This is a genomic window from Cupriavidus pauculus (assembly GCF_022179805.1).
GTDB classification, from domain to species: Bacteria; Pseudomonadota; Gammaproteobacteria; order Burkholderiales; family Burkholderiaceae; genus Cupriavidus; species Cupriavidus pauculus_E.
In genome coordinates, this window is record NZ_BPUO01000012.1 from 19,130 (window position 1) to 43,355 (window position 24,226).

Here is a 24,226-nt window from a genome sequence, read left to right on the forward strand (position 1 = left end):
CACTCCCCGCGCAAACAGGGGCGGCCCCGGCGGCCGTGCGCTGGCGTCAGTGCAGCAGCCCCACCTCGAAGCGCCCGGTGGCGGTGCCGATCAGCAGGCCACTGTTGTAGAGATAGGAAGCCGCCACGCCGCCGCTGGCACCGATCACACCCGGCACCGGCGTGTTGTAGGCCAGCGTGCCCGACGCACCATTACGGACGATGCTCGTGCCATTCAGGTCTGCATTGACCTGCGCGCCGTCGGTGGCCATCACGCGATAGGCACCATCCGCCGCACCTGCCGCCAGGCCCGCTGCCGACTGCTGTGCGTAGATGTTCATGCCATAGGCCGTAGCCGAGCGCGTCAGGATGACCGGCACCGGCGATCCGTTGACCATGCCGCTGATCAGCGACCCGCTCAGCACCCCGTCACCAGCCGCGATGGTGCCACCCACGAAGTAATCGAACGCGTTGCGCGCGGCATTCCACACGATGTAACCCTTGGTCGTGTTCGTGCACGCAGCGTCATAGACGATGTAGCCGCCGCCGGCACTGGCTGCGCACGTTTGCCACGTGGCCGCCGATGACCGCAGCCGTGCCGAGCCGTTGCGCACCGTGACCGACCCATTTGCCACGGCGGTCTCCACGCCGTTGAGGTTGTAGATGTCGGCCACCTGCTTGTAGTCGGCCGAGACGTTCTGGAACGCCACCAGTGGCAGGAAGCCCACGCCCGATACCGGCTTGACACCGGCAGCCAGTACGCCGCCGCCAGTCAGCGTGAACTGCGCGCCGTTCTCGTCGCTGGCGTAGGTGCAGCCGCCCTGCGAAACGAGCTGGCCAGTCATCACGGTGTTCGCCGCGCGCTGCTTGCTGGCGTCGATCGTCACCGTGTACTTGAGCGTGGCCGGATCGATGCGTACCGACAGTTCCTCGCCATTGGTGTTGCCGCCCTTCCAGGTGGTGGCCACCGACGGCATGTTCAGGCACGACTGCACGATGCCCGACGCCCCTTCGCAGGTGTAGTTCACGGCCGCATCGGCGCTGCCCGTGCCCTTGTACTTGGGCCACGACGGATACTGGCAAAGCGGTCGCGTGCGGCCATAGGTGCCGGCATTGGTATCCATCACTTCGCGGGTACCCGGTGCCACGCCCATTTCCACCCAGTTTTCAAGCGCGGTCAGCGAATTCCATGCCGGCAGGAAGCTGCCGGTGCCATGGCCCATGCCCGGCACCGTGTAGAAGCGGATGCCCTGGTCCACCGCCGTCTGCCCGACGCTGCCGATGACGGCCTTGTACCAGGCGATGGTGGAATTCGGGCTGATCACCTCGTCGGCCAGGCCGTGCAGCATGATCAGGCGGCCGCCCCTGGAGAGGAATCCCGACAGGTCCGGGTTCGTGGCATCGGTCAGCGCCGAGACGGCCTGCACGCGCGACGTCCAGCTACCCGGGCTTGCCGGATCGAACGTCAGCGCGTCGAACGTGGCGTTGCGCGTGACGAAGAACTTCACCCACTGGTCGCCGGTGACGTACATGTTGGCGTCCGCCGTGGTAGCCGGGTTGCCGGGCACCGCACGGGTGCCGAGATCGCGCGTGGTGAACGGTCCTGCCACCAGCGCGCCTTCCAGCAGGTTGTACCCGCCCGCGACGGTCACGCCGTTGGCCAGCGGATAGCTGAGCTGCAGCGGCTGTTCGATGGCCTTGACCGTGGCGATCTGTGCATCGGACAGACAGGTGTCGCCGGTGTCGGCGCCGCCCACGCAGCGCAGGCTGGCCAATACCTGCATGCCGCCCACGCGGCAGCCCTCGACATTGCTCACCACCTTGTCGGCCACGCCGTCGAGCGTGTCGCACGCGTCCATGGCGGCCTTCTGCACCATCAGCGTCTTGTTGATGTTGAGCCAGCCGGCCCCGCCGTTCAGGTACAGCGCGCGACCCACCGCCACGTTCGACAGCCGTGTGCCCGTGTAGTTGAGCGCGGGCTCGTTGGCGATCACACCGTTGTAGTCGGCTGGCCAGCGCTGGATATAGCTCAGTGCGTCGCGGCCACCCGTGGACGTGCCCAGGAAGTACGTCCGCGTGGGCGCCTTGCCGTAACGCTGCGTGATCAGCGCGATGGCCACGTCATGGGTCTTCTTGAGCGTGTCACCGCCGTAGTTGGCCAGCGCCTCGTCGTTGGTGGCAAAGCGGCCATCGGTGATGCTGGTGCTCTGGTGGCCCGAATCGTCGCCCCAGGTGGCATAGCCGCGCGACAGCGGCGCGGGATCGTCGGGCAGCGCAAAGCGTACCGTCTCGGTGCCGTCGATCAGCGTGCCGTCAAAGCCGCCGCCGCCGAACTGGATGCCCTTGCCGTTCCATTGCGTGGGCAGGTTGACCGCGAAATTGATGCTCGACGCCGAGGCGTCGACCGGCGCAATGGCGCCGCGCACCTGGCAGTACTCGCCCAGCGTATTGCCGGTGGCGTTCGCCGTGATCAGCGTGGCCTTGGTCACGCTGGCGCCGCCCGTCGGCAACATCAGGTTCGATGCGGCCAGCGTCGTGCCGGCCAGTGCGTTACACGCGTCGAGCGCGCTGAGCGCCGGCGCGGCGGGCGTATCGCCCGTATTGCCACCCGGCCCTGCGCCGCCTGCGCCAGTCGTGGCGGGCGCGTCATCACCGCCGCCGCAGGCCGTCACCAGCAATGCCGCAGACAAGGCGGCGGCCAGCCGCCACGCATGGCGGCGGGTCTTCAGTCCCGTAGTCATCTTCGTCTCCTCCAGTGCAGCCGGTACTTGTGCCGGCATGCTGGTGCGAGACGGTATCACCGGGGTGATGCCACGTAAAATATATGTCTATATAGCAATCCATATGCAATACATATGGATAAGCAGGGTCTGTCAGCGTGGCAGACCGACGTAGTTTTCGGCCAGCGACCGGCAAGCGGCCTCCGAGCTGACCAGATAGTCGAGCTCCGCCTGCTGGATGCGGTGCGCGAAGGCGTCGGCATCGGGAAAGCGATGCAGCAGCGAGGTCATCCACCACGAGAACCGCTCGGCCTTCCAGACCCGGCTCAGGCATCGCGCCGAGTACAGGTCCAGCTCCTGCGAATCGCCGTGCCGATAGTGGGCGATGAAGCCGTCGGCCAGGTACAGCACGTCGCTGGCCGCCAGGTTCAGCCCCTTGGCGCCGGTGGGCGGCACAATGTGCGCGGCATCGCCGGCCAGGAACAGGCTGCCGAAGCGCATCGGCTCGCAGACAAAGCTGCGCAGCGGCGCGATGCTCTTTTCGATGCTGGGTCCCGTGACCAGCGCTTCGGCTGCTTCCGCATCGAGCCGGCTGCGCAGTTCGTCCCAGAAGCGGTCATCGCTCCAGCCTTCCGCCTTCTCGGCCGACGGCACCTGCACGTAGTAGCGGCTGCGCGTCTTCGAACGCATGCTGCACAGCGCGAAGCCGCGTGGATGGCTGGCGTAGATCAGTTCGTCGGCCACCGGCGGGGTCTCGGACAAGATGCCGAGCCAGCCGAACGGATACACCCGCTCAAAAATCTGCTTCGACGCATCGGGCACGCTGGCGCGGCTGACGCCATGAAATCCGTCGCAGCCCGCGATGAAATCGCAAGACACTTCGTGCTCGATGCCGTCCTTGCGATAGCACACGCGCGGCCGGCGGCCATCGAAGTCGTGCAGCGACACGTCCTGGGCCTCGTAGACCGACGGCATGCCGGCTTCCTGGCGCGCCGCCATCAGATCGCGCGTGACTTCGGTCTGGCCATACACGGTGACGTCGCGCCCGATCAGCGCGTGGAAGTCGATGCGGTGGCGCACGCCGCCGAACGACAGTTCGATGCCGCGATGTACCAACCCCTCGGCGCGCAGGCGGGCATCCACGCCGGCTCGCGCGAGCGCGTCCACTGTCACGCATTCCAGAATGCCCGCACGGATGCGGCTCAGTACGTGTTCCGGGCTGCGCTGCTCGATGACGATATTGTCGATGCCAGCCACGGTCAGCAGTTGTCCCAGCAACAGCCCAGCTGGGCCGGCGCCAACAATGGCAACGCGGGTGGAATGGGCATGCGGGGTGCCTTTGGGGGCCACGGACTGTCTCCTGGTTTAATGTCGTTATCTGGTTCAACACCCCGTCCATGCGACGCGAGAGGGATCGGGTTCGCTGCCCGCCCTCTCCCGCCAGTTCCGTTACTGCTTGCCTGCGTCGATCTCGGCGAAGATTTCCCCGGCCATGTGGAATGCCGAGTTGGCAGCCGGCACGCCGCAGTAAATCGCGGTCTGCAGTAGCAGCTCCTTGAGCTCTTCACGCGTCACGCCGTTGTTGGCGGCCGCGCGCAGATGCAGCTTCAACTCCTCGGAACGATTGAGCGCCACCATCATCGCGATGGTGACCAGGCTGCGCGTATGGCGCGGCAACCCCTCGCGCGTCCAGATCTCGCCCCATGCGTAGCGTGTGATCAGGTTCTGGAATTCCTCGTTCAACGGCGTGAGCTTCTGCAGCGACCGGTCAACGTGCGTGCTGCCCAGCACCGCGCGGCGCACCGAGAGGCCCGCCTCGTAGCGTGCGTGGTCGTCGGTCACCGGCAGCCTGCCGTGGATGAAGTCCAGCAGCGCAGCGGTGAAACGCCCCGGCTGCTCGCGGTTGGACAGATGTGCGGCAGACAATTCCACATACCGGGCGTCCGGAATGGCGTCGGCCAGCGCACGGCCCTCGGCGGCAGTGGTGGAGGGATCGTCGCTGCCGGCGATGACCAGCACGGGCACCTCGATCGTCGTCACCGCCTGGCGCAGGTCGGCGTCGCGCAGCGCCGTGCAGCCGAGCGCATAGCCACGCGGGTCCAGCCGCTGCAGCACATCGCGCAGGTCGTCAAGCGCGCTGCCCGCCGTATTGCGAAAACCCTCGGTAAACCAGCGGCCCAGCGACGCATCCACCAGCGGTGCCATGCCGTCGCGCAGCACGCCGTCGATGCGCGCGCTCCACGAATCGGCCGTGCCGATCTTCGGCGCGGTGTTCGCGACAACTACCTTCGAAAAGCGCGCCGGCGCATTGACGGCCAGCCACTGGCCGATCAGCCCGCCAATCGACAGGCCGCAGAACACGGCCTGTTCCACGTTCAGTGCATCGAGGATAGCCAGCACGTCGCCGCCGAGCACATCGACCGTGGTCTCCGATGCCTCGGTCGTGGAGCGGCCGTGACCGCGCATGTCGTGTCGCACCACACGAAAACGGCCGGTCAGCGCTTCGGCCTGCGGCTTCCACATCGTGTGATCGGTACCCATCGAGTTCGAGAAGATGATGACGGGCGCGGTGTCAGGGCCGTCGACGGTGTAGAACAGCCGGGCCCCGGCGTGATCGAGGTAAGGCAAGGTGGTCTCCTGTCAGGCGTTGGATCGTTGCGCGCGCATGTCGCGCCAGGCCGCGACGGCGGCATCGGTGAAGCTGGTGGATTGGCCCGCGTAGCGCGTGGGATCGGCAAGCCGGTCGAGCGCGGCATCGTCAAGCAGCCCCTGGTGCGACGGATCTTCGGCCAGTGTGCGCGCCAGGGCGTCGCGCAAGGTCGTGCCATCGGCCACGGCGCGGCGTGACGCCTGCTCGACCAGGTGATGTGCCGGCAGCCGGCCGATGTGCCGGCCCAGTTCGAGCATGGCGGCCTCGCCGAGGATCAGGCCGTGCGTGATGTCGATATTCGCCCGCATGCGCGCGGCGTCGACCTGCAACCCGGCCGCGACTTCACCCATCTGGCGCAGCGCGCCGGCCGCCAGCGCGACGATCTGCGGCAGCGTGTCCCATTCGGCCTGCCAGCCGCCGAGCGCACGCTCGTGTTCCTGCGTCATGCCGGCCAGCATCGTGGCCACCAGCGGCGGCACGCGCACGGCCGCGGCCAGAACCGCCGCACAGCCCACGGGATTGCGCTTGTGCGGCATCGTGCTGGAGCCGCCCCGGCCAGCTCCCGCAGGTTCCGATACCTCTGCCACTTCGGTCTGCGTCAGCAGCGAGATATCGCGCGCCATCTTGCCCAGTGTGCCGGTCAGCATGCCTAGCGTGGTGGCCACCTCTACCAGCCGGTCGCGCTGCGCATGCCAGGCCAACACCGGCACGTCCAACTGCAAGGCTCGCGCGAAATGCAGCGCCACCGCCGGCGCGTCGTCACCAAGGCTGGCCAGCGTGCCCGCCGCGCCGCCGAACTGCAGCACCACGAGCTGGGAACGTGCTGTATCCAGCCGCGCCACGTCACGGCGCAGCGCATCGAGCCAGCCCGCTGCCTTCAGCCCGAACGTGGTGGGCAGCGCGTGCTGCAGCCAGGTGCGCGCCACCATCGGCGTGGTGCGATGCTTGGCAGCCAGCACGGCGCACGCATCGCCCGCCGCCATCAGGCCGGCGTCGATCTCCTGCAAGGCGTCGCGCAGTTGCAGCACCAGTGCGGTGTCGATGATGTCCTGGCTCGTGGCGCCCCAGTGCACGTAGCGGCCCGCTTCGGCGTCGCGCGCCGTCACGGCGGCCGTCAACTGCTTGACGAACGGAATCGCCAGGTTGCCGGCGGCAACCGCATCCTGCGCCAGCGCGTCCAGGTCGATGGCATCAATTGCGCAGACCTGCTCGATGATGATGGCGGCTGACTCGGGAATGACGCCGCACTGCGCTTCGGCGCGCGCGAGCGCGGCTTCCACGGCCAGCATGCGGCGCACCGTGCCGGCATCGGAAAGGATGTCCAGGACGGGAGGGCTGCCGAACATCGGGTCGGTCAGGCGGGAAAACGTTGGCATGGTCGGTTGGGGGCGAACCGCTTGGCTTGCCTTGATGGCATGCGCCGATTGTGATGCAAAACGCGGCGCCGGTGTGAGCCGGCGCCGCGCGGGGGGCATGGCGTTCAGATGTCGAAGAACACGGTTTCGTCTGGGCCCTGCAGCACCACGTCCCAGCGGTACCGGCCTGGCCCGTCCGGCTGGGCCACCAGCGTGGCGCGACGTTCCGCCGGCACGCATGCCAGCACGGCATCGGTGCCGTTCGCGGCCGCTTCGTCAGGAAAGTACATGCGCGTGGCCACATGCTTGACCAGTCCGCGCGTGAACACCGACACCATGATGTGCGGGGCCTGCGGGCGGCCATCGCCATCAGGCACCACGCCTGGCTTGACCGTGGTGAAACGGAACGAGCCATCGGCCTCTGTGGGCACGCGGCCAAAGCCGGTAAAGCCCGGTACCAGCGCCAGTTCGCGCTTGTCCTCGGGATGGCGATAGCGACCGGCCGGATTGGCCTGCCAGATTTCGACCATGCCATCGGGCACGGGCTCGCCGCGTCCGTCGATGACGCGGCCTTCGATCACGATGCGTTGCGCGGCCAGGTCCGGCGCATCGGCGGTCAGGTCAGCGCAGTTCAGCGCGGTCAGGCCGATATGCAGGTAGGGACCCACGGTCTGGGATGCGGTGACGTACAGCATGGCTTACTCCATGGGCGTGGCATCGCGGCCGCGCAGCACGATATCGAAACGGTAGCCCAGTGCGTACTCGGGCGCCGTGGTTTCCCAGTCGAACGTGGCGATCAGGCGATTGCGCGCCTTTTCGTCCGGCACGCACTGGAAGATCGGGTCGTATGCCAGCAGCGGATCGCCGGGGAAGTACATCTGCGTCACCAGCCGAGTGGCGTAGGCATTGCCGAACAGCGAGAAATGGATGTGCTGGGGCCGCCAGGCGTTGTGGTGGTTGCGCCAGGGGTAGGCCCCGGGCTTGATGGTCTTGAACTGGTAGTGGCCGTTGGCATCGGTGATGGTGCGGCCTTCGCCCGAGAAATGCGGATCGAGCGGGGCGTCGTGCTGGTCGCGTTTGTGCGTGTAGCGGCCGGCGGCGTTGGCCTGCCAGACCTCGATCAGCGCGTTGGGCACCGGCCGGCCGTTCTCGTCGAGCACGCGGCCCGTGACCAGCATGCGCTCGCCAATCGGCTCGCCGCCGTTGCCCACGGTCAGGTCGTTGTCGCCATCGCGGACGAATTCGGGGCCGAATGTCGGGCCGGTGACTTCGGACAGCGATTGCGGCAACACGACCAGCGGCTGGGCCGGCGACCGCAGTTGGGTCGAGGCGTACGGGTCGAAGCGGTATTCGGGCTGGGTATTCCAATACGGGCGGCGATATTGCGCCGGGCGATCAGAGCGTGGGGGCATCGCTCGGTCTCCGTTGTGATGGGGTGGCATCGACTTTAAGCAGTGCCAGAAGTCATGTAAATTGAGTTCTGGCGTAATTATTATGAATTTTTGTTATGCAAGTGAAGCGCGCGCCCCGCCCTGCCCCAACATCCACCACCGTCTCCACCGAGGCATTCCGCAGCCGCATCCGGCTGCGCCACCTGCACTGCTTCGTGGCCGTGGCCCAGGCCCAGCATCTGGGGCGGGCCGGCGAGCAGCTCGGGCTGACCCAGCCGGCGGTGTCGAAGACGCTGACCGAGCTGGAGGAACTGACCGGTACGCGGCTGCTGATCCGGCAGCGCGCCGGCACCGGACTGACCTCGGCCGGGATGCGGTTCCTGCGGCATGCGCTGCGTGTACTGGAGGATATCGACGCCGCCGCCGACAGCATGGCCGGCGCCGACGCCCCGCGTCACGAGCGCATTCGCGTGGGCACGCTACCCAGCATCGTGCCGGCGTTGCTGCTCGATGCCGTGAGCCGGTTCCGCGCCATCCATCCGGACGTGGGGCTGGCCGTGCAGAGCGGCATGAACCGTACGCTGATCGACCTGCTCAAGGCCGATGTGCTCGACGTCGTGATCGGCCGCATGGACGACCCTGCCGCCATGGAGGGGCTGTGGTTCGAATCCCTGGCGGCCGAACCGCTGGTGCTGGCCGTACGCGCCGGTCATCCGCTGGCATCGCAGGCCCGCCCGGCGATGCGCGACGTGCTGGCATGGCCGATGGTGGTGCCTGCGCTGGGATCGATCCCCCGGCACAGCACCGAAAGCCTGCTGGCGCGCCACGGCTTCACGCTGCCGGACGGCTGCCTGGAAACCGCCGATGCCTACCTGGGCCGGCTGCTCACGCAGCGGGGCGACAACGTGTGGGCCGCGCCGCTGTCCGCCACGCGGCAGGCGGTGGAGGCCGGCGAGATGGTGGTGCTGCCCATCGACACGCACGGCACCGAGGAGCCGATCGGCTTGCTGCGCCGCAGCGACCGTACGCTCGAACCGATGGCCGAAGCGTTCGCGGAGGTCATCCGCCGCACCGCCGCCGAGCGGCACGGCTGACGCGCCACGCATTTATTGCCCTGCAAACCCAACTTCGCGCCGCTATGGCGAAAACGCCATTACGTGCTACCGTTGCGCAGAACGGTACGACACGCCGCGGCGCACACCTTTGGAACCCCAACCCGCAACGGACAACCTCTTTTTCATCGGCTTCATGGGCGCCGGCAAGACGACGATCGGGCGAACCGTCGCGCGTCAGCTTGGCCGTCCGTTCTTCGACACCGACCATGAAATCGAGTCGCGCTGCGGGGTGCGCATCACCACCATCTTCGAACTGGAAGGCGAGGAAGGCTTCCGCCAGCGCGAAACGCGCATGCTCGACGAGCTGACGCAACGCAGCGGCATCGTGCTGGCTACCGGCGGCGGCATCGTCATGCGCCCCGAGAACCGCGAAATGCTGCACTCGCGTGGCCACGTGATCTACCTCGATGCCACGCTGCCCGAACTGTGGCGCCGCGTGCGGCGCAACCGCAACCGCCCGCTGCTACAGGTGGACAACCCCCGCGCCCGGCTGGAAGCGCTGTTCTGCGAGCGCGATCCGCTCTATCGCGAGATTGCCCACCTGATCATGCCCGCGCACGCCGGCACGGTGGTGCAGGCGGCGGCCAACGTGCTGGCCCAGCTTGGGCTGGCCGCACTGCTCTCCGCTGAAGACCCCGAAGCCCAGGACCCCGCCACGCACGATTGAGCGCGTGGCTGACAGGGCGGTCCGGCATAGGCCGACAGCGCCACGCTGGCGCCCATGGCAAGGTGGGCATACCGTTGAACTTAGTGCCGCGCGCGCGGCTCTGACGGTGACACCCCACCCAGGAGGTTCCTCATGCGGCTGCAAGGCAAGACGGCACTGGTCACGGGCGGCGCGGGCGGCATAGGCCGTGCCATTGCGCTGCGGCTGGCCCAGGAGGGCGCCGATATCGTTGTTGCGGTGCACCGGCACGATGCCGAGGCCGACGACACCGCCAATGGCGTGCGCGCCGCCGGCCGGCGCGCGTTCGTGGTGGCCGGCGATATCGGCAACGTGGCGCAGGCGCGGGACATCGTCGACCAGGCCGTGGCGGCCATTGCGGCGGTAACACCCGGCGGCAGTCTGGACATTCTGGTCAACAATGCCGGCGTCGAGGTACGGGCGCCGTTTCAGGACGTGACAGAGGCCGACTACGACCGCGTGCTCGATACCAACCTCAAGGGCCCGTTCTTCCTGACCCAGCAGTTCGTGAAGCATCGCCTGGCGCGCAAGCTGGGCGGCAAGGTGATCAACATCAGCTCGGTGCACGAGGACCTGCCGTTCCCGCATTTCACCAGCTACTGCGCCAGCAAGGGCGGCCTGCGCATGATGATGCGCAACCTGGCCATCGAACTGGCACCGGCCGGCATCACGGTCAACAACATCGCACCAGGTGCGATCCAGACACCGATCAACCGCAACCTGATGGCCGATCGCGCGGGACTGCAGGCGCTGTTGACCAATATCCCGCTGGGGCGCCTGGGACAGCCCGAGGAAGTGGCCGGTCTGGTGGCCTACCTGGCCAGCACCGATGCGGACTACATCACCGGCGCCACGCTCGTCATCGACGGCGGCCTGCTCTGGAACTATGCGGAACAGTAACCCTCCCCCGGCCGGGAGCGCGCCGCACGTGCCCCCGGAAACCCTGCCCGCCAACGCCGACGCCGAACCGCATCCGGCCGCGCCGGAGCATGCGCGCAGCCGGCCCGCGGCGGCGCCGTCGCATTGCCACGGGCACGCGCCGGCCGTCACGCATCTACCCACCCCGGGGCCGTGCACGCTGCCTGGCTGCGCGGCGGCCGACGCCGTGTCGCCGGCGGAGCGGTATGCCGAGCTGTTCATCGACGTGCAGGCTAGCGGCATGTTCGCGGACAGCAAGACGTTTCCCGACTGCATTCCGCGCGATGCCCCCGAGGCCATCCTGGCGCGTTACCGCACGCAGCGCGATGCGGCCGGCTTTTCGCTGGAGGAATTCGTCCGCACCCACTTTGCACGCGAGGTGGTGCCCGACGATCACTACGAATCCAATCCGGACAACTCGCTGCGCGAGCACATCGACGGCCTGTGGCCCGTGCTGACGCGCGAGCCCGCCGAGCATCCGCCGATGTGTTCGCTGCTGCCGCTGCCCCAGCCCTACGTGGTACCGGGCGGGCGCTTTCGCGAACTGTATTACTGGGACTCGTATTTCACGATGCTGGGCCTGTCCGCCAGCGGCCGGCACGACCTGCTGCGCGCGATGGCCGACAATTTCGCCTATCTGATCGATACCTACGGGCTGGTGCCAAACGGCACAAGGTCCTACTACCTGAGCCGTTCGCAGCCGCCAGTGTTCGCGCTGATGACCGACCTGTTCGAGGACCAGGGCGTCGACGCAGCCGTGCGCTACCTGCCGCAACTGGCGCGCGAACATGCCTTCTGGATGGACGGCGCGGACCACCTGGCGCCGGGCCACGCCTACCGGCGGCTCGTGCGCCTGCCAGGCGGTGCATTGCTCAACCGCTACTGGGACGACCGTGCGCATCCGCGCGAGGAAGCCTACCTGGAAGACGTGGCCACGGCCCGGCGCGCTGCCCGCCCCGCGCACCTGGTGTTCCGCGACCTGCGCGCGGCGGCCGAGTCGGGCTGGGACTTCAGCTCGCGCTGGTGCGAGCCCGACCTCGTCGACGGACAGGCGTCCTGCGACCTGGCCACCATCCGCACCACGGCCATCCTGCCGATCGACCTGAACGCGCTGCTCTGGCACACCGAATGCCGCCTGTCGGAACTGTCCGCCCGCGCGGGCGATGACGAGGGCGCCGCGCGCTATCGGGACGCGGCGCAACGCCGGCACCAGGCCATGGCGTCGATCATGTGGGACGACGGCGCGGGCATCTTCGTCGATTTCGATTGGCACCGGGGGACCCAACGCCCCTACCTCAGCGCAGCCGCGCTGATGCCGCTGTTCCTGGGCCTGGCCACACCGGAGCAGGCCGCGCGGGTGGCCGACGCGGCAGCGGCCAGGCTGATGGCCGAGGGCGGACTGGCCACCACCGAGATCGATTCGGGCGAGCAATGGGATCGGCCCAACGGCTGGGCGCCGCTGCAATGGATCGGCATCATGGGCCTGCGCCGCTATGGCTTCGACCCGCTGGCCGACGACGTCGCGCATCGGTGGCTGCGGACCGTGGCCAGCCTCTACGCGTCGGAATACAAGCTCGTCGAGAAATACCGGCTGCAGCGGCGGCGCACGGGCAGCGCGGAAGGCGGCGGCGGAGGCGAGTATCCGCTTCAGGACGGGTTCGGATGGACCAACGGTGTGGTCAGCGCGCTACTGACCATGTATCCCGGCCACCCCGCGCAGCAATGCAAGGCCGGAGACCCCGCATCCGCCGATTGACGACCTGCGGCCATGGCATGTTGCGGCGTGGCAAGGGCTGGCGAGCCCTGAAATGTCGCGCATTCGGAATTTCGTTCTTTTGTTCAGAATTTCACGCTGCACTGCACCCAATCACCGCGATTGTTCCGCCAACGCCAATAACTCATGTGAGTTATTGGCGTTGCAGGCAGGCAACGTCACACTTGCCGCAGGGTCATTCGACACGACCCCAAACGACTTGGCAACTCTTACTACCCCGACGATCCCGCGCGTCGGGGTATTTCTTTTTGTCGTTGCTTTTTTTGCCGTTGCTTTTTCGCTCCAGCGGGATTGCCCTGGATCAACGCCCCGCGCCCCGTAACATTCGGACAAGAATTTCGGGTCTTCCCCGGTGCAGGATGGCGCCTCGTTCATCCACTGACGGAGGTCCATCATGAAGCATCCCGACAAGCCTTCCACCGCGAAGCAGGGCGACAGCGCCACCGACAACAAGGCAGGCGGCAAGTCTCGCCCGGCGCGCTCACGCAAACCCGCCCGCAAACAGTCGTTTGCCGCATTCCTCAGATCGATTCCGCCCGGCGATGCGTTCGACGAGCAGGACTTCGCACGGATTCAATGAGAGGGGGAACACGGCGATGTATCTGGTCGATACCAATGTCATCAGCGAAAGCCGCAAGGGGCGCCGCGCCGACGCCGGCGTGCAGGACTTCTTCGAGGATGCCGAGATCGAAGGGCGCGCCCTGTTCCTGTCGGTGGTCACGATGGGAGAACTACGTCGCGGCGTGGAGCTGAAGCGCTTTCGCGGCGACAAGCAGCAGTGCCAGGTGCTGGACGACTGGCTCCTGGCCGTGCAGCGCCGCTACGCGCACAAGATCCTCGGTGTCGACCAGCGCATCATTGAACTCTGGGGGCACCTGCGCGTGCCGTATCCGGAGAACGCGCTGGACAAGATGATTGCCGCGACGGCCCTGGTACACGGACTGACCGTGGTCACGCGCAACGTGCGCGACTTCGCCCACACCGGAGTACGCACGGTCGATCCGTTCGACGGGGAGCCGCGCGAATGCGGCCCGCCGGCGGCGTCGATGAAGATGGCGATCAGCTTGCGCTGATGCCCTTGGCCTTGACGATCGCGCTCCAGCGGTCGTAGTCCTTGTTGAGCCGCGCCTGCATCTGCTTGCCGTCCTGGAACGATGCAATCGCGCCCGCGCTGACCAGCTTCTGCTGCAGCTCCTTGTCCTTGCCGATGATGTCGCGCGTTTCGGTCGCGATGCGGTCGACAATGGGCTGCGGTGTGTCGAGCGGCGCGATCAGGCCGCCCCACGAGTCGAAGTCGAAGCCCGGGAAACCCTGTTCCGACACGGTCTTCACACCCGACAGCAGCACCTTGGCATTGGGCGAGCTGAGCGCAATGGCCTTGAGCTTGCCGGCGCGGATATGCGGCAGTGCCGCCACCACATCGGCAAACATGATGCCGACCTGGCCACCCAGCAAATCCGCCACCGCCGGCGCGCTGCCACGGTAGGGCACGTGCAGCATGTCGAAGCCGCCCAGGTCCTTGAGCTGTTCCATGGCCAGGTGGCCAAAGCTGCCGGTGCCCGAACTGGTGTAGCTCTGCGGCGTCTTGCTGGCCTTGGCAAAGCGGATCAGGTCAGGCAGCGTCTCGACGCCAGGTACCACTGCGGGGTTGATGACGATGGCCATCGGCAACACGTAGACCGTGGCCACGGACAGGAAGTCCTTCTTCACGTCGTAGGCATTGGTCTTGTACATCAGCGGCGCCAGCAGCGCGGGCATGCCGAACATCGACAGGTTGTAGCCATCGGCCGGGCTGCGGATGAATGCCGCGGTGCCGATCGAACCCGACGCGCCGGGCTTGTTCTCGATGATGACCTGCTGTCCCAGGCGTTCCGACAGCTTCTGCGCCACGATGCGCGCGGCGGTATCGGTGGGGCCACCGGCCGGAAATGCCACGACCATCTTGATGAACTTGTCGGGCCAGCCGGTCTTGGCCAGCACCGACGGCATCACGGCGGCCAGCGACGCGGCGGCGCCTGCTTTCAGTACATGGCGGCGGGTCAGCAACAGCTTGGTCATTGTCTTGTCTCCTGTAGATCGATGGTTCGGGGTGTCAGATCACGCCTCGGGAATGCAGGTCGGCGATGGCGTTGTCGTCGAGCTTCAGCATTTCCTTGAACACTTCGTGCGTGTGCTGGCCCATGTGAGGCGGCGGCATGCGCACGGGCAGGCGTTGGCCGTCGAGCGCATAGGGTGGCGCGAGCACGGCCTGGGCGCCGGCTTCGCTGTCTTCAAATCGATGCAGCAGCCCGGCCTGCGCCGTGCGCTCGGATTGCAGGGCATCCAGCATGCCCAGCACTTCCCCGCACGGAATCTGCGCGGCGGTCAGGCGCTGCAGCAGGTCGGCCCGGGTAAAGCGCGCCAGCCGCTCGCGCACTGCCGCGAGCAGGATGTCGCGATGTGCCGAGCGCGCAGTGTTGGTCGCGAAACGTTCGTCGTCGGCCCACTCGGGACAACCAATCACCTCGCGGCAGAACCGCTGGAACTGGCCGTTGTTGCCGACGGTGATCACCAGCGGGCCATCGGCGGCTTCGAAGACGCCATAGGGCACGATGGACGGATGCGCATTGCCGAACTTTGGCGGATCGCCGGCCTTGAGCAGCGCCTCCATGCCGTAGTAGGACGTGATCATCAGCCCGCAGTCGTACAGCGCCATCTGCACGTGCCGGCCACGGCCGGTGCTGTGGCGCGCGTACAGCGCGGCAAGAATGCCCTGCGCGGCGTACATGCCCGTGAACATGTCCACGGCGGCCACGCCAAACTTCAGCGGGCCCTGCCCTGCTTCGCCGTTGGTAGCCATCACGCCCGACTCGCCCTGCACCACGAGGTCGTAACCGGGGCGCTCGGCTTCAGGCGTGAAGCGCGCGTAGCCGGAAATCGAGCAGTACACGAGGCGCGGATTGAGCTGGCTCAGTTGTTCGTAGCCCAGGCCGAGTTTTTCGGCGCCGCCCACCTTGAAGTTCTGCACCACCACGTCGCATTGCGCGGCCAGTTGCCGGGCCAGCGCCAGACCCGCCTCGCTCTGCAGGTCCAGCGTGACCGACCGCTTGTTGCGATTGGCGCTATTGAAATAGGAGGTGTTGCGGGTGCCGATGCGCACGCCCCAGTCGCGGGTGTCGTCGCCGCGAGCCGGGTGTTCCACCTTGATCACGTCGGCGCCCAGGTCGGCCAGCGCCATGGCGCACATCGGTCCTGCCAGCACGCGCGACAAGTCCAGCACCCGCACGCCGGCCAACGGCAGCGGCGGTGCCAAGTTTTCTTGATTCATTGAGATGCGTCTCCCAGGCCCGGATGGATCCTGAAGGGAGATCCGGTTGTCGTTGTCAGTGCAGATTGTCCATATGTTCCAAATGCTTGACAATTGCAACCGGTTTTCAACATATATGACACCTCAAAGTTGACAAAGCTGCCGATGGACCTGAACGCACTGGCACTCCTGGTGGACATCATCGAAGCGGGCAACCTGAGCCGGGCGGCCAGCCAGCTCGGCATGAGCCGCGCCAACGTGAGCAAGCGGCTCAACCACTTCGAGCGCCAGCTAGGCGCCGAACTGCTCAGGCGCAGCACCCGGCAATTGGAGCCGACCGAACTGGGCTGGCAGCTCTACGCGCATGGGCGGACGATCCGCCATGAGCTGATGGCGGCGCAGGAATCGGTGCAGAGCCTGGGCAAGCGGCTGGGCGGCACGGTGCGCCTGAGCGTGCCGGGCGGGTTCGGCCAGCACACGATGTCCGCGTGGTTCATCGAGTTCATGGCGCTGTATCCGGCCATCACGCTCAATGTCATCTTCGACAACGACATAGAGGATCTGATCAAGGGGGCGGTGGACTTTTCCGTGCGCGTGATGACCGAGGCACCCACCAACGCCGTGGCTCATAGCCTGGGCGACGTGGAATACGTGGCATGCGCCACGCCCGAACTGGTGCGCGAGTTCGGCATGCCGCGCACGCTCGACCAGTTCCGCGACCTGCCGCTGATCACATCGGAGCTGACCGGCCAGAAGCTTCACGCCGTGGGCAGCGACGGTGCGGCACGCGGTACGCCTCATATCCGGCCCCGCCTGATGTCGGCGAACTTCTTCTTCCTGCGCGACGCCATCCTCAAGGGCCTGGGCGTGGGTCTGGTGCCGCGCTACATGGTCGATCGCGACCTCGCGGCCGGCACGCTGCTGCAATTGCCGCTGCCACCGCAGGACTTGGCCTTCCTGCGCACCACGATGTACTTGCTGTACATGCCGTCCCGCTACCAGACACGCGCGGTCACGACGCTGATTGGCTTTCTGCGGGACAAGGCAACGGAGGCCCAAGGCCGGTCGGAACGATAGCCACGGACATCCCGAGTCACTTTCCGGCCGGGTATCGCGCCTTCGCACCGTGCCGCAGAGCCGCTGACCGTACAGACAATGGCGAACGCGCGGCTAAACTTATGGCTTTACCGCCCCGGCCTTCGCCCCGAACCACGATCCATGCAATCCCCGACTTCCGCCGTATCTGCTTGCCCGCCCCTGGTCGACTTCCGTGCCGAGCCAACGCCGGCCCACGACAATCCCCGGCCGGACCGCCTGGTCAGCGGCAATCCCGACCGCACCACGTGGACACACTACAGCGCGGCGCAAGGCGACTTCGACTGCGGCATCTGGGCCTGCGAGCCCGGCGCGTGGCGCATTGCGTTTCCGGCGGGCAAGGAGGAGTTTTTCTCGGTCATCAGCGGACGGCTCCGCATCACAAGCCATTCGGGTGATGCACGTGAATTCGGCCCGGGCGACGCCTGCGTGATCCCTGCAGGGTTCGAAGGCGTATTCGAGGTCATTGAAGCCGTACGCAAGCACTTCGTCGTGATCGATCGCAGCGCGGGCTGAGCGGCCCGCAGGAGACCCTGCCATGTCCAGATGCCTCGTCCTTCTGACCGCTACCGCCTCGGCACTCTGCATGGTCGCGCCAGTGCAATCAGCGCGAGCGGCCTCATCGGCCCAGGCTGCCGCCTCGCCGAGCTTCGACTGCAAGAAGGCCGACGGCCAGATCGAGCAACTGGTCTGCAAGGACACCACGCTGGCGCGGCTGGACCGCGAGACCACGCGGCTGTACGGGCTGGCGCTCGACGCGCGCTCGCTGCCCACGCCGCAAAAGAAGACGCTGCTGGCCGAGCAGCGTGGCTGGATCAAGGGGCGCAACGACTGCTGGAAGGCCGACGACGCGCGCACCTGCACCGCCAACACCTACCTGCAGCGCATCTACGACCTGCGCCACGCCTACGCGGGCGCCCGCACGCAGGACGATCGCGGCATCAGCCGGGGTCCGTTCAGTATCCGCTGCCCCGGCGTGGACGCGGTCATCGCCGGCACCTTCGTGCAGACCGATCCCGGCTACGCCTACCTGCGCTGGCTGGACCAGCGCGTGGTGCTGCTGCAAACACCGGCTGCCTCGGGCGCGCGTTACGCCGCCACGCTCAAGGACGGCGACGCATTGTTCTGGGACAAGGGCCCAGACGCGCAACTGGTGCTGCCCGGCAAGCCCGAGATGAGCTGCCGCGTGGAGATGACGGCCAACTAGGCCGGCCGACACCGCTTCGCCACCTCAGCCAGGCCACCTCTGCTACGCGGCTTCGCCGCTCCACGCGCGGATGATATCGACCGCGGTTCCCTCGGCATCGCACGCGGCCTGGCCGATCTGGCGCGCCCAATAACGCTCCGATCCGTCTGCCATGCGCCAGGCATGCAGCCGGCGCGTATAGAGCTGAAGATCGTATTCGGCCGTCACTCCAATGGCGCCATGCACCGCGTGGGCCATCGACGTGACCGGCGTAACCGCGTCGCTGGCGTTGAACTTGGCGATGGCCGCATGCATGCGCTGCGGTTGCCACCCGGCCCCGGCAAACGCGATCTGCGCGGCCATGCGAGCGGCTGCCACGTGCTCGGCCATGACGCTGATCTGATGCTGGATCGCCTGAAACTTGCCAATGTGCCGGCCAAACTGCTCGCGGTCATTCGCATATTGCAGCGTCAGATCGAAGACGCGTGACAAGGCGCCAGCCATCTGCGCGGCACGCAGCGCCGCCCCGATCGTGAGCACCGTACCGGCCGGCAGGGCAAAGCCCGCCGCAGGCATGCAGGCAATGCTGACCGTCAGGTCGCCATGCACGCCGGTGGGCGCCACGTTCGCGGCATCGCAATGCACAAGCCAGACGCTGTCGGCCTGCTGTGCCAGGAACCACGTAGCCGTGGCGCCATCGGCCACGTGCGTGCGGGCCTGTCCGTCGAAACTGGCCAGCGCGATGGGGCCGGCGGGAATATCAATGCCGGCGCGATGCAGTAGCGCCCGGGCGAACATCGTCTGGGCCAGTGGCAGCGGCATCGCGTACCGGCCCGCGAGACATAGCATCGGCAGCACGTCGGGCAGCGTCAGGCCGGCATCGGGCAACAGGCTGTCGGCAAAGCCGCTGGCGTCGAGCAGTGTCCATAGCGGCGACGGGTCAGCGCCCGCCTCGATATCGCGCACGGCCGACGGCGTGCAGTGATCGCGCAGCACCGATTCCAACGCATCGGCGTAGATGTTTTCCATGCCATTCATGGCGGCCTCCATTTCAGCGCAATCCCAGTCCGCGCGCGATCATGCCGCGCAGGATCTCTCGCGTACCGCCCCGCAGCGAATAGGTGGGCGAGATCTGGCTCACATAGGCGGCCGTGCGATAGAGGTCGGCATCGGCGGCCAGCGCCGGATCGTCACCCAGGGCCGCCTCGGCCAGTGCGCCAATCGATTGTTCGAGCTCGGTGCCCAGGTCCTTGACCACGGCGGCTTCCACCAGCGGGCTCTCGCCGGCGGCCACCCGGCCGGTCACTGCCAGCGACATGGCGCGCAGCGTGGCCAGCCGCCCCATGATGCGGCCTATCGTGACTGGGTCGCGCTGCCCGGCAGGCAGCCGGCGCAACGCCGCCAGCCATGCGTCCAGCAGCACCACGCTCGAATACAGCCGCTCCGGACCGCTACGCTCGAAGGCCAGTTCCGCGTTGACCTGCTCCCAGCCCGCGCCTTCCTGCCCGACCAGAGCATCGGCGGGCAAGTCCACATCGTCAAAGCTGACTTCGGAGAAATGCGCATCGCCTGCCAGGTCGCGGATCGGCCGCACGGTCACGCCCGGCAGCGACAAGTCGACGATGACTTGCGACAATCCCTTCTGCCGGTCTCCCGCCTCGCCGGATGTGCGAACCAGTGCCAGCATGAAGTGGCAGCGGTCGGCATTGGTCGTCCAGATCTTGCGGCCATTGAGCCGCCATCCGCCGCCCGGCCGCGGCACCGCGCGGGTGGCCACGCTGGCCAGGTCCGAACCCGAGTTGGGTTCGCTCATGCCGATGCAGAAGAATGCCTCGCCGCGACAGATGCGCGGCAGGTAGAACGCGCGCTGGGCATCGCTGCCGTAGCGCAGGATCAGCGGACCGCTCTGCCGGTCTGCGATCCAGTGCGCCGACACCGGCGCGCCGCACGCCAGCAGCTCTTCCACCAGTACGAAGCGTGAGAACGCGTCGAGCCCAGCCCCGCCGTACTGCGCGGGCAGCGTGATGCCGACCCATCCGCGCCGTGCCAGCGCCTGGCTGAAGCTCGCATCAAAACCCATCCACGAGCGCGCCCGCACATCGGGCGGCAGCGCGGGCAAATGCTCGCGCAGAAGGTCCTTCACCTGCCGCCGGAATGCCGCGGCTTCGGCCGGCAACGCGGTCAGTGCGAACGTGCCAAACAGCGAATGCAATGTCGACTCCTTGATGTGACAGAACCTGCCGGTACGTGCCCCAGTACGTACCGGCACATGCCGGCGGCCGGTCAGTCCAGCGTCACGCCGGTGTCCTTGACCACCTTCTGCCAGCGGTCGATTTCCTGGACCAGATACTTGCCGTAGGCGTCGGGGCTCGACCCGCGCGCCTCGGCTCCTTGCGCAGCCAGGCTGGCGCGGACATCGGCCGAGGCCAGCGCCTTGAGCGCCGCCGCGTTGAGCCGGCGCACGATTTCGGGCGACGTCTTGGCGGGCACCATCATCCCCTGCCACGCGCCCACCTCAAACCCCTGCATGCCCGATTCCGCCAGCGTCGGCACGTCGGGCAACTGGGCACTGCGCGCGGCACTGGTCACGGCCAGGGCCTTCATGCGCTTGTCGCGGATAAACGGCAGCGACGAGTTGATGGTGTCGGTCATGAACTGCACTTGCCCGCTGGCCAGGTCGGTCAGCGCCGGGGCACTGCCTTTGTACGGTGCGTGCACGGCATCGAGCCCATTGGCCTGCAGGAACAGGAACGCCGCCAGGTGCGTGACGTTGCCATTGCCGGCGGAACCATAGGTCATCTTGCCGGGGTTGGATTTGAGCCACGTGACGAACTCCGGCACCGTGTTCACCGGCACCTGCGCGTTGACTTCCAGCACCAACGGCACGTTGGCCGTCATCGCCACCGGCACCAGGTCGCGCTTCACGTCATACGGCAGCTTCTTGTACAGCGCCTGGCTCAGTGCAATCGACGACGTGTTGTAGAGCACCGTGTAGCCATCGGCCGGCGCCTTGGCGACGATCTCGTTTCCGATGTTGCCGTTGGCGCCGGGACGGTTGTCCACCAGTACCTGCTGGCCGAGTTCGTCCGACATCTTCCGCGCAATCACGCGCGACACGAGGTCGGTGGGGCCGCCCGGCGGGAACGGCACCACCAGCCGGATCGGCCGGTCGGGGTAGGTGGCGGCCAGCGCCGGGTGCAGCGGCACGGCTGCCGCCAGCGCACAACCCGCAAGCGCCAGCAACCAACCGCGGCGCGACGGAACGTTCAAGCAATGCCTGGCATTTTTGCTCTGGAATGGCATGGTTGTCTCCTCCGGTAAAAACCGTGTGTACGACGCCGGGTGTCTTCAGGCCCCTTCAGTCCTGACGCCCGGCCAGCAGCCGGCGCGCCGTGTACGTCATGACCAGTTCCTGCCGCTGGTTGAACACCTCGATCGAGGAATCCACCACGGCGCGGCCGCTCTTCGATGTCGGGCGGACGCCGGTCACCGTGATGCGCGCGTGGATCGTGTCGCCCACCAGCACGGGACCAAGAATCTTCTGCGTCAGTTCCAGCATGGCCAGGCCGGTGCCCTGGATCATCGTCTGCAGGATGAAGCCCTCGATCAGCGAATACGTCAGCGCCGCCGGCACGGGGCGCCCCTTGATGGCACCCGCCTCATAGCCTTCCTCGATGAAGATGGCCTCCAGCATGCCCGTCACCGAGATGAAGTTGACGAGGTCGGTCTCGGTGACCGTGCGCCGGAAGGTCTCGAAGACCTGGCCTTCGCGAATGTCCTGCCAATAGAAGCCCTGCCCCAGGCGTTGCGGCTGCGTCATGTGTGTCCCCTCTTGTCTCTGGTTTTGCAAAATCGATATCAGCCCAGCGCGGCAATGTCGTCATCACTGAGTCCAACACTGGCCAGCACCTCGTGCGTGTGCTCGCCCAGGCGTGGCGGCACGCTGGCGTGGGCGCGCTCGCCGTCGAAGCGGACAGGCGCGCCGGGAAAGCGCAGCGTGCCCATGTGCGGATCGTCGACCTGATCGAAGAAGCCGGTCGCGCGCAGGTGCGGATCGTCGACGAGTTCATCCAGGTCATTCACGCGTGCCACCGGGATCTGCAACGCTTCGCACAGTTCGATCCATGCGGCGGTACTGCGCTCGCGCACCAGCTCGCCGGTGATCTCGTAGAGCGTTTCGATGTGCCGGGTACGCGCGGCGATGTCGGTGAAGCGCGCGTCAGCGGCCAGGTCGTCACGGCCGGCCGCGCGGAAGAAGTCGCGCCAGTGTGCGTCGGTGTACGGCATCATGCAGACGTAGCCGTCGGCCGTCTGGTACGGGCGGCGCAACGGCGCCAGCACGCGCGGATAGCCGGCGGCGGCGCGCGGCGGCTCGAAATGCTGGCCATACAGATGCTCGACCAGATTGAATGCCACCATCGACTCGAACATCGGCACTTCCACCATGCCGCCCTTTCCGCCGTTGCGCGCGCGTCCGGCCAGCGCTGCGGAAATCGACAGCGCCGCCACCAGCCCGCTGGTCTTGTCCGCGGAAATCGTCGGGAAGTAGCGCACGGTGCCGGTCTGCGCGGCCATCAGCGCGGCATTGCCGCACAGCCCCTGGATGATGTCGTCATAGGCGGGGCGCCCGCCATAGGGTCCATCCTCGGCAAAGCCCAGCAGGCTGACGTACACGAGCTGGGGATGCCGGGCCATCACGCTGGCCGGGTCCAGGTCCAGCTTGCCAAGCTTTTGCGGGCGCATGCTGTGCAGAAAGACATCGGCCGTTCCCAGCAAACGGTGCAGCGCGGCCTGTGCGGCGGGTTGCTTCAGGTTCAGCACCACGCTCTTCTTGCTGCGGTTCACGCCCAGGAAAATCGCCGACATGCCGTCCTCGGTGGCCGGGCCGGTACGGCGCGTGGAATCGCCATCGGGGGTTTCCACCTTGATCACCTCGGCACCCAGGTCGGCCAGCCACTGGCTGGCGTAGGGGCCCATCACAACGGTCGACAGGTCGACGACACGGACACCGAATAGGGGCAGCATCGCTGTGTCTCCTTTGCATTTCATGGTTCTGATGGGGAGACAGCGTAGTCCAGCGCGCCGCTTGCGTCTAATATTAGATTTTTAGGAATTGATATCCATTGCATATCACCATGGACCTGCGCCAGCTCCAGCAGTTTGTCGTGCTTGCCGAAACCGGTAACTTCCACCGCGCCGCCGAACGGTTGCATATGGCCCAGCCGCCGCTCTCCATTTCGATTCGCAAGCTGGAGGAATCGCTCGGGACGCCGCTGTTCGTCCGCACCACGCGCGGCGTCAGGCTGACGCAGGCCGGCGAGGCGGCGCTGAACGATGCTCGGCGCGCGCTGTTCCATGCCGAACAGGCCCGGGCCGCCGCGCAGTCGGCGGCACTTGGCGAACGCGGCGCGCTGCGCATCGGCTTTGTCGGGTCGGCTACCTATGCCCTGCTGCCCCGGCTGATTCCGGCATTTCGCGGCGAACACCCCGGCATCGAACTGATCCTGCATGAATCGACCTCGGCGTCGATCCTGGACCGCATCGAGCGCGGCCAGCTCGACGCCGGCCTGGTACGGTTTCCGATCCTGAGCAGTGGACCGTTCCAGCTACTGCCGCTGGAATCAGACACCTTCCTGGCCGCCGTGCCCGCCGATAGCCGCTTCGCGGCACAGGACAGCATCGCCCTGAAAGCACTGGCCGAAGAGCCCTTCATCATGCATCCCGGCGCCGATGTGCCGAACCTGCGGGCCGTGGCGATGCTGCTATGCCAGCAGGCCGGGTTCGTGCCGCGCATCGCACAGGAAGCGGTACAGGTGCAGACCATTGTCAGCCTGGTTGAGAGCGGCCTGGGCGTGGCGCTGGTGCCGGGAGTCGCGGCCCGTTACACCAACCGGCGCGTGCGCTTTCTTCGCCTATCGAGCCCGCGTCCGGCCGCGCGCATCGGCATTGCGCTGGCCACGCAGCAACACACCGATGACCGCCATGTCCTGCGGTTCGTGGCCGCCGCCCAGCGAGTCGCGGAGGATCAGGCGCCGCCGGCTTGATACGGACCAGGAGGGGGTCAAAGCTCCAG

The 24,226-nt window shown here is 67.0% G+C and carries 23 protein-coding genes; 10 read left to right on the forward strand and 13 right to left on the reverse strand.

Annotation, left to right across the window (positions count from 1 at the left end):
* Positions 1-46 precede the first annotated feature (46 nt).
* The 6 genes from MFF62_RS22435 to pcaH form a co-directional block, all read right to left on the reverse strand.
* The gene (locus MFF62_RS22435) at positions 47-2,719 is read right to left on the reverse strand and encodes a tannase/feruloyl esterase family alpha/beta hydrolase (RefSeq protein WP_238265318.1); all 2,673 of its coding nucleotides are present in this window, start codon (positions 2,717-2,719) and stop codon (positions 47-49) included.
* A gap of 132 nt (positions 2,720-2,851) precedes the next feature.
* On the reverse strand, positions 2,852-4,048 hold the full coding sequence (pobA, locus tag MFF62_RS22440; RefSeq protein ID WP_238265319.1) for a 4-hydroxybenzoate 3-monooxygenase: 1,197 nt from the start codon (positions 4,046-4,048) through the stop codon (positions 2,852-2,854).
* 99 nt (positions 4,049-4,147) lie between these two features.
* The gene (gene pcaDC / locus MFF62_RS22445; protein WP_238265320.1) at positions 4,148-5,326 is read right to left on the reverse strand and encodes a bifunctional 3-oxoadipate enol-lactonase/4-carboxymuconolactone decarboxylase PcaDC; all 1,179 of its coding nucleotides are present in this window, start codon (positions 5,324-5,326) and stop codon (positions 4,148-4,150) included.
* A 12-nt stretch (positions 5,327-5,338) separates the two neighbouring features.
* Entirely contained in the window at positions 5,339-6,724 is a 1,386-nt protein-coding gene (locus MFF62_RS22450; protein WP_283205367.1) for a 3-carboxy-cis,cis-muconate cycloisomerase, read from the reverse strand.
* A gap of 104 nt (positions 6,725-6,828) precedes the next feature.
* Complete coding sequence (gene pcaG / locus MFF62_RS22455) at positions 6,829-7,398, reverse strand: protocatechuate 3,4-dioxygenase subunit alpha (protein WP_238265321.1); 570 nt, start codon at positions 7,396-7,398, stop codon at positions 6,829-6,831.
* A gap of 3 nt (positions 7,399-7,401) precedes the next feature.
* Positions 7,402-8,115, reverse strand: coding sequence for a protocatechuate 3,4-dioxygenase subunit beta (pcaH, locus tag MFF62_RS22460; RefSeq protein WP_238265322.1), 714 nt, complete (start codon positions 8,113-8,115; stop codon positions 7,402-7,404).
* A 95-nt stretch (positions 8,116-8,210) separates the two neighbouring features.
* Between pcaH and MFF62_RS22465 the strand changes: the two genes are divergently transcribed.
* From MFF62_RS22465 to MFF62_RS22490, 6 genes are all read left to right on the forward strand, one after another.
* Complete coding sequence (locus MFF62_RS22465) at positions 8,211-9,188, forward strand: LysR substrate-binding domain-containing protein (RefSeq protein WP_238265323.1); 978 nt, start codon at positions 8,211-8,213, stop codon at positions 9,186-9,188.
* 154 nt (positions 9,189-9,342) lie between these two features.
* Complete coding sequence (locus MFF62_RS22470) at positions 9,343-9,876, forward strand: shikimate kinase (RefSeq protein ID WP_238265444.1); 534 nt, start codon at positions 9,343-9,345, stop codon at positions 9,874-9,876.
* A 132-nt stretch (positions 9,877-10,008) separates the two neighbouring features.
* Positions 10,009-10,794, forward strand: a complete 786-nt coding sequence (locus MFF62_RS22475) for an SDR family NAD(P)-dependent oxidoreductase (RefSeq protein WP_238265324.1) — start codon at positions 10,009-10,011, stop codon at positions 10,792-10,794.
* Positions 10,781-12,568 carry an alpha,alpha-trehalase TreF gene (gene treF / locus MFF62_RS22480; protein WP_404990820.1) on the forward strand — a complete coding sequence of 596 codons (1,788 nt, stop codon included), beginning with the start codon at positions 10,781-10,783 and terminating at the stop codon, positions 12,566-12,568. Before MFF62_RS22475 ends, treF begins: the two co-directional genes overlap by 14 nt.
* Positions 12,569-12,980: 412 nt before the next feature.
* On the forward strand, positions 12,981-13,166 hold the full coding sequence (locus MFF62_RS22485) for a hypothetical protein (protein ID WP_238265326.1): 186 nt from the start codon (positions 12,981-12,983) through the stop codon (positions 13,164-13,166).
* Between the two features lie 16 nt (positions 13,167-13,182).
* On the forward strand, positions 13,183-13,659 hold the full coding sequence (locus MFF62_RS22490; RefSeq protein ID WP_238265327.1) for a type II toxin-antitoxin system VapC family toxin: 477 nt from the start codon (positions 13,183-13,185) through the stop codon (positions 13,657-13,659).
* On the opposite strand, the gene MFF62_RS22495 is transcribed toward MFF62_RS22490, so the two are convergent.
* The gene (locus tag MFF62_RS22495) at positions 13,646-14,644 is read right to left on the reverse strand and encodes a tripartite tricarboxylate transporter substrate binding protein (protein WP_238265328.1); all 999 of its coding nucleotides are present in this window, start codon (positions 14,642-14,644) and stop codon (positions 13,646-13,648) included. The two genes, MFF62_RS22490 and MFF62_RS22495, sit on opposite strands and share 14 nt — an antisense overlap.
* Before the next feature lie 34 nt (positions 14,645-14,678).
* Positions 14,679-15,893 carry a CaiB/BaiF CoA transferase family protein gene (locus MFF62_RS22500; protein WP_238265329.1) on the reverse strand — a complete coding sequence of 405 codons (1,215 nt, stop codon included), beginning with the start codon at positions 15,891-15,893 and terminating at the stop codon, positions 14,679-14,681.
* A gap of 144 nt (positions 15,894-16,037) precedes the next feature.
* Here MFF62_RS22500 and MFF62_RS22505 point away from each other — a divergent pair, with 144 nt between their 5' ends.
* The 3 genes from MFF62_RS22505 (at position 16,038) to MFF62_RS22515 (ending at position 18,174) form a co-directional block, all read left to right on the forward strand.
* Positions 16,038-16,949 (forward strand): LysR family transcriptional regulator, encoded by a 912-nt coding sequence (locus MFF62_RS22505; RefSeq protein ID WP_238265445.1) that lies wholly within the window; start codon positions 16,038-16,040, stop codon positions 16,947-16,949.
* Positions 16,950-17,090: 141 nt separating this feature from the next.
* Entirely contained in the window at positions 17,091-17,483 is a 393-nt protein-coding gene (locus MFF62_RS22510) for a cupin domain-containing protein (RefSeq protein WP_238265330.1), read from the forward strand.
* 22 nt (positions 17,484-17,505) lie between these two features.
* A complete protein-coding gene (locus MFF62_RS22515; RefSeq protein WP_238265331.1) occupies positions 17,506-18,174 on the forward strand; it encodes an MliC family protein in 669 nt (222 codons plus the stop codon).
* A 42-nt stretch (positions 18,175-18,216) separates the two neighbouring features.
* On the opposite strand, the gene MFF62_RS22520 is transcribed toward MFF62_RS22515, so the two are convergent.
* The 5 genes from MFF62_RS22520 to MFF62_RS22540 all read right to left on the reverse strand — a co-directional run bounded on the left by MFF62_RS22520 (position 18,217) and on the right by MFF62_RS22540 (position 23,178).
* Positions 18,217-19,182 carry an acyl-CoA dehydrogenase family protein gene (locus MFF62_RS22520; protein ID WP_238265446.1) on the reverse strand — a complete coding sequence of 322 codons (966 nt, stop codon included), beginning with the start codon at positions 19,180-19,182 and terminating at the stop codon, positions 18,217-18,219.
* 22 nt (positions 19,183-19,204) lie between these two features.
* Positions 19,205-20,365: an acyl-CoA dehydrogenase family protein gene (locus MFF62_RS22525; protein WP_238265332.1), complete on the reverse strand. Its 1,161-nt coding sequence runs from the start codon at positions 20,363-20,365 to the stop codon at positions 19,205-19,207.
* Between the two features lie 71 nt (positions 20,366-20,436).
* The gene (locus tag MFF62_RS22530; RefSeq protein ID WP_238265333.1) at positions 20,437-21,456 is read right to left on the reverse strand and encodes a Bug family tripartite tricarboxylate transporter substrate binding protein; all 1,020 of its coding nucleotides are present in this window, start codon (positions 21,454-21,456) and stop codon (positions 20,437-20,439) included.
* A gap of 55 nt (positions 21,457-21,511) precedes the next feature.
* Positions 21,512-21,973: a MaoC family dehydratase gene (locus MFF62_RS22535; protein ID WP_238265334.1), complete on the reverse strand. Its 462-nt coding sequence runs from the start codon at positions 21,971-21,973 to the stop codon at positions 21,512-21,514.
* Between the two features lie 38 nt (positions 21,974-22,011).
* Positions 22,012-23,178: a CaiB/BaiF CoA transferase family protein gene (locus MFF62_RS22540; RefSeq protein WP_238265335.1), complete on the reverse strand. Its 1,167-nt coding sequence runs from the start codon at positions 23,176-23,178 to the stop codon at positions 22,012-22,014.
* A 110-nt stretch (positions 23,179-23,288) separates the two neighbouring features.
* Between MFF62_RS22540 and MFF62_RS22545 the strand changes: the two genes are divergently transcribed.
* Positions 23,289-24,197: a LysR family transcriptional regulator gene (locus MFF62_RS22545; RefSeq protein ID WP_238265447.1), complete on the forward strand. Its 909-nt coding sequence runs from the start codon at positions 23,289-23,291 to the stop codon at positions 24,195-24,197.
* Positions 24,198-24,226: the final 29 nt, after the last annotated feature.